Origin of the sequence: Streptomyces griseoruber, from assembly GCF_001514205.1 — a bacterium.
Taxonomy (GTDB): domain Bacteria; phylum Actinomycetota; class Actinomycetes; order Streptomycetales; family Streptomycetaceae; genus Streptomyces; species Streptomyces griseoruber.
Genome location: NZ_KQ948767.1, coordinates 126,416 through 139,438, shown reverse-complemented (window position 1 = coordinate 139,438; position 13,023 = coordinate 126,416). Strand labels below are relative to the sequence as shown.

The 13,023-nt window shown below is 72.9% G+C and carries 9 protein-coding genes; 4 read left to right on the top strand and 5 right to left on the bottom strand.

Annotation, left to right across the window (positions count from 1 at the left end):
* Positions 1-40: 40 nt before the first annotated feature.
* Positions 41-793, bottom strand: a complete 753-nt coding sequence (locus AQJ64_RS15830) for an anti-sigma factor (RefSeq protein WP_059202725.1) — start codon at positions 791-793, stop codon at positions 41-43.
* Positions 790-1,374: a sigma-70 family RNA polymerase sigma factor gene (locus AQJ64_RS15825; protein ID WP_059202724.1), complete on the bottom strand. Its 585-nt coding sequence runs from the start codon at positions 1,372-1,374 to the stop codon at positions 790-792. Before AQJ64_RS15825 ends, AQJ64_RS15830 begins: the two co-directional genes overlap by 4 nt.
* 243 nt (positions 1,375-1,617) lie before the next feature.
* On the opposite strand from AQJ64_RS15825, the gene AQJ64_RS15820 reads away from it, so the two are divergent.
* The 3 genes from AQJ64_RS15820 (at position 1,618) to AQJ64_RS15810 (ending at position 6,885) form a co-directional block, all read left to right on the top strand.
* On the top strand, positions 1,618-3,786 hold the full coding sequence (locus tag AQJ64_RS15820; protein ID WP_059202723.1) for a DUF4139 domain-containing protein: 2,169 nt from the start codon (positions 1,618-1,620) through the stop codon (positions 3,784-3,786).
* An 8-nt stretch (positions 3,787-3,794) separates the two neighbouring features.
* Positions 3,795-5,354, top strand: coding sequence for a DUF4139 domain-containing protein (locus AQJ64_RS15815; protein WP_055637292.1), 1,560 nt, complete (start codon positions 3,795-3,797; stop codon positions 5,352-5,354).
* 280 nt (positions 5,355-5,634) lie between these two features.
* Positions 5,635-6,885: an erythromycin esterase family protein gene (locus AQJ64_RS15810; protein ID WP_240512871.1), complete on the top strand. Its 1,251-nt coding sequence runs from the start codon at positions 5,635-5,637 to the stop codon at positions 6,883-6,885.
* Here the strand turns inward: AQJ64_RS15810 and AQJ64_RS15805 are convergent.
* Positions 6,825-7,148, bottom strand: a complete 324-nt coding sequence (locus AQJ64_RS15805) for a hypothetical protein (RefSeq protein WP_157881108.1) — start codon at positions 7,146-7,148, stop codon at positions 6,825-6,827. The two genes, AQJ64_RS15810 and AQJ64_RS15805, sit on opposite strands and share 61 nt — an antisense overlap.
* Before the next feature lie 197 nt (positions 7,149-7,345).
* On the opposite strand from AQJ64_RS15805, the gene AQJ64_RS15800 reads away from it, so the two are divergent.
* Complete coding sequence (locus tag AQJ64_RS15800) at positions 7,346-8,266, top strand: thermonuclease family protein (protein WP_206189837.1); 921 nt, start codon at positions 7,346-7,348, stop codon at positions 8,264-8,266.
* 25 nt (positions 8,267-8,291) lie between these two features.
* On the opposite strand, the gene AQJ64_RS15795 is transcribed toward AQJ64_RS15800, so the two are convergent.
* Together AQJ64_RS15795 and AQJ64_RS15790 are read right to left on the bottom strand one after the other, a co-directional pair.
* A complete protein-coding gene (locus AQJ64_RS15795) occupies positions 8,292-9,827 on the bottom strand; it encodes a DUF4331 domain-containing protein (protein WP_059202721.1) in 1,536 nt (511 codons plus the stop codon).
* A gap of 91 nt (positions 9,828-9,918) precedes the next feature.
* Positions 9,919-12,897 carry a SpoIIE family protein phosphatase gene (locus AQJ64_RS15790; RefSeq protein ID WP_079061729.1) on the bottom strand — a complete coding sequence of 993 codons (2,979 nt, stop codon included), beginning with the start codon at positions 12,895-12,897 and terminating at the stop codon, positions 9,919-9,921.
* Between the last annotated feature and the right edge of the window lie 126 nt (positions 12,898-13,023).

Here is a 13,023-nt window from a genome sequence, read left to right as displayed (position 1 = left end):
CGGCGCGGACGGGAGACGCCGCCCCTCGGGGCGGCGTCGCTCAGGCGGGCAGCGTCATCAGGGCGACCGGGCCGGAGGTCGGCTCCCGCGAACCGCCCACGGGTTCGACCGTGATACCCATCCCCGAGGCCCCGTCCACGGCGCCGCGCAGCAGGACGACCTGGTCGCTGCGGCGGGGGTCCATCACCCCTGCCGGCCGCATGCTCCCGGCGTCGTCGAACCAGAGCTGGTACACCTTCCCGCCGGGCGGGTGGGTCATCCCCGACACCACGAACACGGCCCTGTCCAGTTCACGGGAGACGACGACGGCACCGGTGGCGCCGTCGCCCAGCTCCGCGGCTCGGGTGCGGGCGTCCGGTGCGGCGAGTACGGCGGCGATCTCGTCCGCCGTGCCCGCCGCGCGGTGGGCCCGCTCACCGGCGTCCTCGGCCCGCCGGTGCTCCCACACGGCGGTCCCGCCGAGCGCGGCGACCGCGGCGAGGCAGGCGGCGAGCGCCCACCGGGACAGCAGCCGGGCCCGACGGCCGTCGCGCGCGGAGAGGGGCCCGCCCACCGTCCCGGGCGCTTCCTGCCGGACGGTGGTGATCCGGCGCAGCACGTGCTCGCGCAGGGCCGGGGAGGGCGCGGTTTCGGCGGCGAGCCCGAGACGGGCGGCCGTCGCGCGCAGTTCGGCGGCCTCCTGCGCGCACGGTTCGCACCGCGCGAGATGGCGCTCGAAGGAGACGTTCTCGTCGTCGGACAGGGCGTGCAGGGCGTAGGCGCCCGTCAGCCGGTGCAGGTCGATGGTGGTCACGCGGTCACCCCCAGGCAGTCGCGGAGCCGGATCAGCCCGTCACGCAGCCGGGTCTTGACGGTCCCCAGTGGGAGGTGCAACGCCTCCGCCACCTCGCGGTAGGTCAGCCCTCGGTAGTACGCCAGCGTGACCGCCTGGCGCTGGATCTCGGTCAGGGTGCGCAGACAGCGCCGCACCTGCTCCCGCTCCAGCCGCGCCTCGACGTGCTCGGCCACCTCGTCGTACTCGGGCACCCGGTCCAGCAGCGCGGCCCGGTGGTCCCGGGCCGCCGCGGCGTCCACCGAGCGCACCCGGTCGACCGCGCGGCGGTGGGCGAGGGTGAGGATCCAGTTGATCGCGGTACCGCGGTCGGGGCGGTAGCGGGGAGCCGTCCGCCACACCTCCACGAGGACCTCCTGGGCGACCTCCTCCGACTGTGCGTGATCACGCAGTACGGCGCGTACGACTCCCAGCACCGGACCCGCCACGGCGTCGTAGACGCCGGCGAACGCCTCTTCGTCCCCCAGCGCCACCTGGCCTAGCAGGCCCTGGAGGTCGGGTTCCGTCGAGGGGTTGCTTCCGATATCCACTGCTTCTTTCACCGAGGGCCTCCACCGTCGGGACATGTCCGGGCGTAATCCGTTCCTGTCGGGACCCCGGATCGGTTGCGGTGGATGGGACACTCGTGTGAGAAGGCAGGTGGTCCTGAGCATCTCGGCGCCCTTCGGCGGCCAGCCGCGAGAACCGGATGGTTCGTCGTCGTCCCTTCGTCGGGGGCTCGGCGGAGGAGCGCGGGCCGGTCGGGCGTAGGCTGCGCACAGCACAGTCACGGCCCGGGGGAGCGGATGACGTCGGAGACGGCACAGGGGTGGGAGTCGCGCCTCGATTCGGTCGTGGTGTACGCGCAGGGCGCGATGTGCCGCCGTCTGGCCCGGGGCGTCGTACCGCCGGACGGCAGGGTACGGGTCACGGGACTTCCCCGCTCGCTGGACGCGGGGTCCCTCCGGGCTCGTGTCCTGGGCGGTTCCACGGTGCGCGTCGGGGAAGCCCGGGTGGAGGTCGAGGCCGAACCGCTCGGCACCGAGGCGCCCGAAGGGCTGCGCCGTGAGGTCGAGCGGCTGCGCGAGGAGAGCGCGGCGGCACGAGGTCGCCGCGACCGCCTGCTCGGTCTGATCGCGGAGATCGGGGCGTTGCGCCCCGTCCCGCCGCCCCGCAGGAAGGACGATCCGCACCGCCGCACCCCGGTCGACGCCTGGCTTCGGCTGGCGGACTTCGTCGACGAACGGCTGACCACGTTGCACGCCCGCCTCGCCGACCAGGACGAGGCGCTGCGGCTCGTCGAGCACGAGCTCTCCCTCGCCGAGGACCGGCTCGCCCGCGCCTCCACCGACGCACCGTCGGCACACGTGGAGACCACCGTCTCCGCGGTCCTGACCCTCGACGGCGTCGAGGACACGGACGTGACGGTGGAGGTGGAGGTGGAATACGGGGTGCCGGGCGCCGTGTGGGTGCCTGCCTACCGGCTCACCCACCGTCAGGACGAGGACAGCGGCCGTCTGGTCCTGCGCGCCTCGGTGGCCCAGCGCACCGGCGAGGACTGGACCGGTGTGCGGATCGCGCTGGCCACCGCCGACCTGCGACGCCGCACCGACCTGCCCAGGCTCCGCTCGATCCGGATCGGACGCCGGCAGCCCGGGCCCGAACCCTCCGGCTGGCGTGAGCCCCCGGCGGGTCTGGCCGACCTGTTCGCCGGGTACGACGCGGCGGGCCGCCGCCCTGAGCCGACCACCGCTGCCGTGAGGGTCGGGGCCGGTCCCCTTCCGCCCCTGCCCCCGCCGCCTCCGCAGAGCTACGGCGCACCCGCCCCCATGGCGCCGGGTCACGGTGTGCCTGCCCCAGGCTCCGTCGCTGCCCCCGGTTTCCCGCCCGGCGGCGCCTGTCCGGACGTCATGGGCGGTGCCGTGGACGGCTTCGCGCCACCGGCCCCGTCGACGGCGGGAAGCAGGCCGCGTTTCGCCGGCGGCCCGGCCGCCGCGGCTGCGCCCTCCCCCGCCCTCGCCGCCCAGGCTCCCCGTTCCCTGGCCCCCTCGGCGCCCGGCGGGGCGGCGCCTCCCGCGCCCGCGGGGCCCGCGGCACCCCTGGGCAAGGCCGCACCGCCGCCGTCCCCGGCGGCCGGTCCGCCGCAGCCCAGCGGCGCCGAACTCGACTACACCGCTCTCGTCCTGTGCGGCCCGGACGAGCAGGGCGGCCGCCGGGGCCGGCTGTTCGCCGACGCCCCCTTCGACCCGGTGGCCACCGAGTACCGTCGCCGCGCCGACGCGGTGGCCGCGCTGCCGTTGCCGGGCCACTGTGTGCGGCCCCGCGAGTCGGCCGGTTCCTTCGACCACCGCTTCGACGCGGTGGCCCGTGCCGACATCCCCTCGGACGGCGCCTGGCACACCGTCACCGTCGGTGAGATACCCGTCGGTCTGCGCGTCGAACACCTCTGCGTGCCGTCCGTGGAGCAGACCGTGTACGCGACGCTCATGGTGTCGAACGCGACCGACCGGGCCCTGCTGGCCGGTCCGGTCGAGGTCACCGCCGGGGACGACTTCCTGGTGACCGCCGCGCTGCCCACGCTCGCCCCCGGCGGGGTCTGCCGGGTGGGGCTCGGCCCGGCCGAGGGCATCCGGGTCACCCGCCGTACGAACCTGCGCGAGTCGACCGCGGGAATGCGCAACCAGACCACCGTGCTCGACCACCGCGTCCACGTCGAACTGGCCAACCGGCTCGCCAGGCCGGTCACCGTCGAGGTCCGTGAGCGGGTCCCGGTCACCTCGGACGCGGACGTCCGCGTCGAGGAGCGGGCCGACTGGACGGCCCCCCGCGACGGCACCGGACCGGACCGCCACGCGCCCGGCACCCGCCTGTGGCGGGTGGAACTGCCCGCCGGCGGCACCGCCGCCCTCGAAGGCGGCTACGAGATCCGCATCCCCTCCGGCAAGTCCCTGGCCGGCGGCAACCGCAGGAGCTGACCCACCCCATGTCCACGGCACCGGAGCCGATCCCCCTCCCCGTCACCGCCGTCACCTGTCTGGAGGACCGCGCCCACATCGAGCGCACGACCGTGCTGGTCCTGGCGGCGGGCGTCCAGCGGCTGCGGCTCGGGCCGGTCGGCGCGCTGGCCGTCGACCGCACCCTCCAGGCGGAGCTGACCGCCGACCACCCGGCGACCGTGCTCGACGTGCGGATCGTCCGCGCCTGGCGGCCGCGCGGGCCGCGCCCCACCGACGACGACTCCGCCCTGCGCCACCACATGGTCCGGCTCGAGGACGAGCGGCTCGCCCTGGGGCAGCGGCGCGACCGGCTGCGGACCCGCCTCGACACGCTCGGCCGTCTCGCGGCCGACCTGCTGCGGGAGATCGGTGAGGGCGCCGGCACCGGAGAGGACGAAGCACCCCGCTGGACCGGCGAACTGGACCGGGTGGACGACGAACGCGACTCCTGCGGCGAACTGCTGCGTGCCACGGAAGCCCGTCTGGCCGCCCTCACCGCGGAACTCGACGCCGCACAGCGGGCGCTGGACCTCGCCGAGGACGAACCGGCCGAGCTGACCGGCCACATCGAGCTCACCGTCGAGGCCGCGGCCGCCGGACCGGCCGGACTGCGCCTGACCCATCTCACCCCCTGCGCGCTGTGGCGGCCCGCCTACCGCGCCGTACTCGAGGGGGACGCCGTCACGCTGGAGACCGACGCGATCGTCTGGCAGCGCACCGGCGAGGACTGGTCCGGCGTACGCCTGACGCTGTCCACGGCGCGCTCGTCGCTGGCCACCGAACCGCCGCGGCTCGGCGAGGACCGGCTGATCCTCCAGGACCGTCCGGCCGCCGAGCGCCGCACCATCGACGTGGAACTGCGCGAGGAGGAGATCGCGGACCTCGGCCCGGCTCCGGTGCTCGGTCTGCCCGGAGTGGACGACGGCGGCGAGGTACGGGTGCTGCGCTCCCCCGCGCCGGTCTCGGTGCCCGCGGACGGCCGCGCCCACCGCGTACCGCTGTCCGTCTTCACCACCACCGCGAGCAGCGAGTACGCCTGCGCACCCGAGCTGTCCCCGCTGGTCACCCAGGTGGTGCGGTTCGACAACCTGGCCGGGCACGCGCTGCTCGCCGGCCCCGTCGACCTGCTGCGGGGCGGTGGGTTCACCGGCCGCGGCACGCTGGACTTCACGGCCCCCGGCGCTCCCGTCGAACTCGCCTACGGCAGCCGTGACGACATGCGGGTCGTCCGGGACACGGAGGAGTCCCGTGACACGGCCGCGCTCACCCAGCGGACCGTGGTGACGCGGACCGTCCGGCTGCATGTGTCCCGGTTCTCCGCCCCGGGCGAGCGGGACGACAGGGTGGTCGTCCTGCGCGAGCGGATCCCGGTCTCGGAGGTCTCGGCGGTGCAGGTACGGCTGTGCGAGGAGGCCTGCTCCCCCGCGCCCGGCCTCCTCGACTCCGACGGGGTCGCCCACTGGGAGCTGACGCTCGCACCGGGCAGCCGACACACGGTCACCCTGGTCTACGAGTTGTCGGCGAGCGCCAAGGTGGCCGGTCTCTGACGCCGGGAGCGGGCCGCGCTCGGCGCCATCACCCACGCGGCCCTTCATGACCGGCCGCTACGCCGGTTCACGACCCTCACCTGCGGCGCACACGCCACCGTTCCCAGCCTGACGCAGGCGTGGTCCATGTGAGCGGATTGCCCGGAGCCGCAGACTTCTCCTGCCGCCCCTCGGGCACCTCCTGTGCGTGCGAAAGTTTCCTCATGTTCTGGCACTGATTGCGGCGACGACGGCCGCAGGCCCGGCAACCGCCGTACCTCGCGACGGGGACGAGCGGATCGTGGCCGCCGTCCAGCGCGCGGCCCGGCCGCTGCACACCACCGAGCCGCAGGGCAGCCTGGCAGACCTCGGTCCGGTGGGAGCGATGGTGGGCCGGGCGCGGATCGTCGGGCTCGGCGAGGCGACCCACGGCTCCCACGAGTTCGCCACCATGAAGCACCGCGTCTTCCGGTACCTCGTGGAGAAGAGGGGGTTTCGGACGTTCGCCCTGGAGGCACCCTGGAGCACCGGGCGGCGCCTCGACACCTACGTCGTGCACGGACAGGGGGATCCGCGCCGCATCATGAGCGAGGACCTCCAGTACGCGTACGCACTCTGGAACAACGCCGAGTACCTGGCCCTGGTGGAATGGATGCGGGCCTACAACCTCCGGCATCCGGGCGATCCGGTGCGGATCATGGGCGACGACTTCGGCTACACCGGTCCGGAGGTGTACGACCGGGTGATCGGGTACGTCGCCGAGGCGCACCCCGAGCTCCTCGGACGTATCGCCGAGCTGTACCGCGGCCTGCCGCCCGCCCTGCCCTCCGGCGCCTACCAGAAGGCGTACTTCGCCCGGCCGCTGACCGAGCGCCAGGAGATGGCCGGCCGGACCGGGCGGGCCGTGGCACTGCTCGCGCGTCTCGCACCGCCCGCCACGGCCGGACCGCGGGCACGCGAGGAGCACGCGTGGGCGCTGCGGGACGCGACGGCGATCGACCAGACCGCCCGCCAGTACGCGTTCGACCCCGCCGATCCGGAGCAGGTGGCCGCCATCATGCGCTGGCGCGACTCGACCATGGCGGACAACGTCGTGTGGTGGCAGGAGCGGACCGGCACCCGGGTCCTGCTGTCGGCCCACAACGGACACGTCGCCTACGAGTCCGAGGACCCGCCGAACCAGCCCAGGACCCAGGGAGCCTTCCTCCGCGACCGGCTCGGCACCGGGTACACGGCCATCGGGTTCACCTTCGGCCAGGGCTCGTTCAAGGCCACCGACCCCGCCGAGACCATGATGCTCACCCAGTCGGTCGGCCCTGCGGAGCCGGGCGGCAACGAGTACGTCCTGGACCGGGTGTGCCGCCTCCGCTACGTCCTGGACCTGCGCACCGCTCCCGCCGTCGTCCGCAACTGGCTGACGACGGCCCGCCCCACCCGCAGCATCGGTACGGCGTACCCGGAGCGGGAGTACGAGATCGCGTTGGCGCGCTCCTACGACATCCTCATCCACCTGCGCCGGGTGCGCGCCGTCCGTCTCCTGGACGAGCCCTGACCACCGACGCCGCCGTTCTCCGCCGCGAGCCGCTGCTGGAGGCACAGATGGCGGAACTCGTAGTGCGCGCCCGACTGGCGCAGCACCCCGCGCCGGTGCGCCTCGTCGAGGAACCGCATGAGCCGCCACGGCGCGCGCCCCGTCACCGCCGGCCCGACCCGGGCCACCCCCAGTCGGCCCCAGGCGCTCCGCGCGGCGGTGGAGGGACCGGTCGGTGTCCACAGCCCGGTGGGCATGGTGTTCCACAGGCTGCCCGTCGGCACGGCCCGGACCAGTGCCGGACAGGCCCCGCGGAGATCCACATCGACGCCGCGTCGCCGTCACCGTCCCCCTCGCCAGTACGACGGTCGGCGCGACGAATGCCGCCGCGACCACCCCGAGTCCGGCCCCCTTGTCACAGAAAGCGCGCATTCACTCTCCTTGAGTTACTATCCGGTTGGTCGTCGGCGAGGGGAATGCCATGAGCTACACGCTGTTGCGTGGCCTGTTCGTCATCCGCTATCCCGATCTGCCGCGGCAGGGGCCGGAGCCCGACGGCGACACGGTCAAGTTCAAGCCGGACACACCCGCCCTGGTCGAGGGCCTGCGCCGGCCGTCGGGGACGCCGCCGGACATCAACGCCCGGGGCGTCTCGGTGCGGCTGGAGGCGGTCGACGCGCTGGAGACGCACTTCACCGAGACCCACCAGGAGCCGGCCGGCGCCGAGGAGGCCCGTGACAGGCTGCTGCACCTCCTCGGGTTCACCCACGTCACCTTCTTCGAGGACCATCCGAACAAGGTCAAGTCGGCCGACCAGGACAGCATCCGCGGATATGTGCTCTCCAACGGGATCGACGCCAACGGCCGCATGATCGGGTTCGTCTACCCGGGCGACCCGGCCGAGCCCGACGGGACGGACGTGTTCCTGGACGAGGCCAGGGTGGACCGGTCCGCCAACGCGACGCTGCTCACCGAGGGCCTGACCTACCCGGCGTTCTACGCGACCCTGCCCGCCTCGCTCCGCACCCACCTGGCCACGACGTCCCGGGTGGCGCGGACAGCGGGGGCGGGGGTGTGGCCCCGCTCGAAGGCCGACCCGAACGGCAAGGCCGACGTCCCGGACCTCGACACGCTGCAGCAGCTGGTGATGTGGCCCAAGCTGTTCCGGCGGATCGTGCCCTACCTCGCGACGGGAGCCACCGACTTCAACGGCTTCGACGCCTGGCTGCGGAGCGACCCGGTGCACCGCGACGATCCCCTCTTCCTCCTGGACCGGGGCGAGTACGGCAACCTGCACGACGTGATCGAAGCCTCGGGGCAGGACATTCAACTCACGCTCTGGCCGGAGGACTTCATCATCAGCCCCGACCCCGCACCGCCGGGGGCCACCACCCACCCCTAGGGCCCTTCCGTTCATGTGGTGCCGCTCAGTTCGGCGGCTGTGTGCGTCGACGCCACCACGTCAGCGCCAGGCCGATCAGCAGGATCCCCACGGCGCCCGTGGCCGCCGACGCGGCGATCAGGCCGGTGTTGCGCGTGCCGTCGGTGGAGCCGGCCGGCTGCAGGGCGTCGACCACCTGGTTGCGGACGTCGTTGCCACCGTTCGTGCCCTTCGCGAGCGGCCCCCGCGAACCCGCCACGGGTTCGGCCAGGTAGGGGAAGGAGTCACCGAACCGCTGGTCGTTGGCGTCGACCGCGTCGCCCAAGTCGTTCTTGGAACCGACCAGTTCACCCTCGACGACCTGGAGAGCGATGTCGACGACGTCATCGGTGAGTCGGCGCCCGTTCGGGAAACCCGCCTGGTCGCCGTCGAGCACACCGAGCCGTTTCGGCTCGGCGGCCGGCTTGATCGACGTGTTCAGACGCAGCATCTCCGCCGGTCGCACGTTCGGCGGCCGGTTGAGGCCCTTGACGCCGTTGAGGAAGACATCGACGAGATCGGTGCGTGGTGCCGCGGGCGCCTTGATCTTGTAGACGCTCTCGATGAGCTTCGGCAGTTCGGGATCGGTCACGTTGTTCAGGAACTGGCCGTCGTTCCACGGCGAGGACGCGTTGAACCTGTCCTTGTCCTTCAGCGGGTTGACGACCTCGTTGACCAGCGGGTTGCCCAGACGTGAGACCTGCTCGTAGGAACCCTGGGCGTTCTTTCGCTGGGTGGTCGACCAGATGCCGACGACCGGCTGGCGCTCCGACGCGGTGATCATGTCGGTGGGCAGTTGCAGGGCGACCGAGTTGACGTTGTAGCCCTCGAGGGTGTCGTCGCCGACCTCGGAGAGGTCCCCGCCGTACAGCAGGTCGAACACGCGCAGGTCCAGGAAGAAGGGGTCATCCGCCTGGCCGGCGAACGTCCGGGCGCCGCCGGCGAGCTTGTGGACGGCCTGCCGGCGCAGCGTGCCGTAGTCCGGCATCGACGCCTTGCCGACGTTCGACGGAGCCACCGGTATGTCGTCGGCGAGCCGCGTCCTCGACACGACCTCCTGGTTGTGCAGCTTGAACAGCTCGATGTCGTAGGTCTGCGTGACGTTCAGGTCCGGGTCGTCCAGGGCGGTGACCGGGCCCGTGGTGTACAGGAACGTCTTCTTGGACTTCGTGTGCGTCGTGAAGGTGTAGCGCAGCAGCAGTTCGCCCTGCGCGTCACCGTTGTTGTCGATGTGGATGTCGTACTGGGCGTCGTCCGCGAACGTGTAGAAGTTCGGGCCGCCCGCCGGGTCCTGGAACGGGATCCAGTTCGCGATGATCGTCGTCGTCTCCGGATCGTCCGGACTGACGAAGGCGTACACGTCCGTGTTGTCGTACCGGGGTTGTCCCGAGATCAGCGGGGCCTCCCGGTGACTGGAGGCGGAGGCCGCCCCCGGTTCCAGCGTGGCCACACCGGCGGCTGCGAGTCCCCCGGCGGCCAGTGCACCCGCGATGAGGGTCGCGAGGCCCGTGCGCCCCGCACCGCTCCTGGAGATAGGTGTCATACCGTCCGTCCTCCATGCCAACTTCCCTGACGCTGGAGGATTCGGAACAGCCACCCCTGCGGATTGGTGCATATTGACTGATCTGACGGATCTATCGGTGGATCCGTCGATTGATCTCGCCTCCCCCGGACGCGGCTGACCGATCCGGCGGGTCCGAAGAGGCGGTGGACGGCGGTCGCGGCAGGGGCTGCTCCGTCCAGATGATCTTGCCTGTGGATGTGTACCGGGTTCCCCAGCGCTCGGTGAGCCGGGCGACGAGGAAGAGGCCGCGCCCGCCCTCGTCCTCGGTTCTGGCGCGACGCAGCCGGGGCGAGGTACCGCTGCCGTCGGAGACCTCGCAGATCAGTGTGCGGTCGCGGAGCAGCCGCAACTGGACCGGACCGGTCGCGTGCCGGATCGCGTTGGTGACCAGCTCGCTGGCGACGAGTTCGGTCGTGAAGGCCAGTTCGTCGAGGCCCCAGGCGGCCAGCTGGCCGGTGACCGCCGCGCGGGAGCGGGCCACGACCGCCGGGTCGCTGGGCAGCTCCCACTGGGCGACGTGTTCCGGCCCCAAGGCGCGGGTACGGGCGACGAGCAGGGCCACGTCGTCACTCGGCCGGGCTGGGAGCAGTGCGTCCAGGACCGCCTCGCAGGTGTCCTCCGGCGCCCGCTCCGCACAGGCCAGGACGGTGCGCAGGCGGTCCATGCCGACGTCGATGTCCTGGAGCCGGTCCTCGATCAGACCGTCGGTGTAGAGCACCAGCTGGCTGCCTTCGGCCAGTTCCAGCTCGGCGGTCTCGAAGGGCATCCCACCGAGCCCGAGCGGCGGCCCGGGCGGCAGATCGACGAAGTCCACCGTGCCGTCGGGGCGGACGACCGCGGGAAGCGGGTGCCCGGCGCGGGCGAGGGTGCAGCGCCGGAGAACCGGGTCGTAGACGGCGTACAGACAGGTGGCGCCGATGATCCCGGTGTCCGGGTGGGTGTTCTCCACCGCCCAGCCCTCGCCCCGGTCGAGCCGGCCGACCAGGTCGTCGAGGTGGGTGAGGAGTTCGTCGGGTGCCAGGTCCAGAGAGCAGAAGTTGTGCACGGCGGTGCGCAGGCGGCCCATCGTGGCGGCGGCGTGCAGCCCATGGCCGACCACATCGCCGACCACCAGCGCGACCCGGGCGCCGGACAGCGGGATGACGTCGAACCAGTCGCCGCCCACCCCGGCCCGCGCCGGCAGATAGCGGTAGGCGACCTCGACGGCGTTCTGCTCGGGCCTGCCCCGGGGCAGCAGGCTGCGCTGAAGGGCGAGGGCTGTGTTGTGCTCGCGCGTGTAGCGGCGGGCGTTGTCGATACAGATCGCCGCCCGGCCGACCAGCTCCTGGGCCAGGGACAGATCGTCGTCCTCGAAGGCGGCGGGCTGCCGGGAGCGGTAGAAACTCACCACACCGAGGGTCACGCCCCGGGCCCGTAGCGGCACCGTGATCAGGGAGTGGACGCCCGCCGCGAGCACGCGTCCGCCACGTGCCGGATCGTTGGCGATCCAGCCGGGGGCCTCGGCCAGTACGGGTTCGAGCACCGACTGCCCGCTCTCCAGGCAGCGGGCCTGCGGCGTGGACGGGACGTAGCCGACCCGGTCGCCGACGCCGTACAGGGCCCGCTCCTCGTACACGGCGCCCAGCGCGACCCGGCGCAGCGGGGTGCCCGCGTCGGTCGGCGCCGGTTCCTCTCCGTGCAGCACCGGGTCGGCCAGGTCGACGGCGGTGAAGTCGGCGAACCGGGGTACGGCCACGTCCGCCAGTTCCTCGGCGGTCCGGGTGACGTCGAGGGTGGTGCCGATGCGGACGCCTGCGTCGTACAGCAGTTCCAGACGCTTGCGGGCCAGCACGGCCAGCCGGCCGACACCGGGCTCACCGACGAGCAGCAACCAGCCCTCGTCCCCGAATCCGCCGGTGTCCGTCGCGCCCCCGGGCACGGGTGAGGCCGTGGGTGAGGCCGTGGGGGACTTGGGCCATGCCGGTGCGCCGGGCAGGGGCGACGGCACGACGGTGTGCGTGTCGACGGGAGCCGTCACGGAGGGCGCCGGCACTGTGGCGGACTGTGCGGGGGACGCTGTCATGGCCGTTGCGGCGGCCCCGGCCGGCACCTCCGGCACGGTGAGTTCGACATGTCGCAGACGGGGGCCACCGAGAACACGGGCCTCGATGACCACCCCTGTCTCACCCGCCTCACCGATGACCGGGCGGCGCAGCAGAGTGGCGATCCGGCCGCCGGACAGGGCCACCTCGTCGAAGGCCCGGTGCGGTGCGGCGATGAGTTCCTCGGCCTTCTCCCGCAGCACGGCCAGGTCGATCCGGCCGAGGTCGCCGCCGCCCTGGGGAGTGCGATGCTCCGGGGAGGCGTGTTCGGGCTGCTGTGACCATACGCGCGCGCCGCCGGTGTCCCGCTCGGCTCGCCGGTACGCGGCGAGGAGCGCCCGCTCGTGCTGTGTGGCCTGTTCCAACAGCCGCTCCTCTATACCGTGGACGGCTTCACGGACCAGCCGCAGCATGGCGGGGTCGCCGTCGGCGCGCAGACAGGTGAGGTCGAGGACCGCCTCGACGTGTCCGCTGAGCGGATTGCGGATCGGCGCGCCCGCGCAGGTGAAGGGTTGCAGGCAGTCGGCGAAGTGCTCACGGCCGACGACGTAGAAGGGGCATCGCTCGGCCAGCGCGGTGCCGACGCCGTTGGTGCCCACGACCTGCTCGGAGGCGTCGAATCCGGGGGCGAACCGTATCTCGTCGAGGCGTTCGCGCAGCGTGCGGTCGCCGCCGTACCGTTGGATCATGCGGGCCCGCCCGTCGCAGAGCACGACCGTCATGCTCACGTCGACGAGCGACGCGGCCAGGTCCTTCAGCACCGGGTCGGCCGCGCGCCGGAACCGGTCGTCCAGCTCCAGGTCGGACCTGTAGGGGACCAGCAACTGGTGCGGCTCCAGCCCGGCGGACCTGCAGCGCTTCCAGGACTCGAGCACCGAGCCGCGCACATCCGAGTCCACCCGGGCACCGGTCAGGAAACGCTCGTGGGCATCGACCAGACCCCCTATCTGGTCCCAGGCGACGGTCATCGGCACCACTTCCTCCACCTGGTGACGGTTTCCTCGCGCACCGCTGCTCGGCTCGCCCCGAGGAAGGGGGAGTCCTCCAAGTGTTTTCACGGTAGACCGTCTGTGATGTGAATCTCAATGCAAGGG

Bases quoted from the DNA above. Each gene is read 5' to 3' on its own strand.
- AQJ64_RS15795 (WP_059202721.1), bottom strand. From the start codon at position 9,827: ATGACACCTATCTCCAGGAGCGGTGCGGGGCGCACGGGCCTCGCGACC.
- AQJ64_RS15815 (WP_055637292.1), top strand. From the start codon at position 3,795: ATGTCCACGGCACCGGAGCCGATCCCCCTCCCCGTCACCGCCGTCACC.
- AQJ64_RS15790 (WP_079061729.1), bottom strand. From the start codon at position 12,897: ATGACCGTCGCCTGGGACCAGATAGGGGGTCTGGTCGATGCCCACGAG.
- AQJ64_RS15820 (WP_059202723.1), top strand. From the start codon at position 1,618: ATGACGTCGGAGACGGCACAGGGGTGGGAGTCGCGCCTCGATTCGGTC.
- AQJ64_RS15800 (WP_206189837.1), top strand. From the start codon at position 7,346: ATGAGCTACACGCTGTTGCGTGGCCTGTTCGTCATCCGCTATCCCGAT.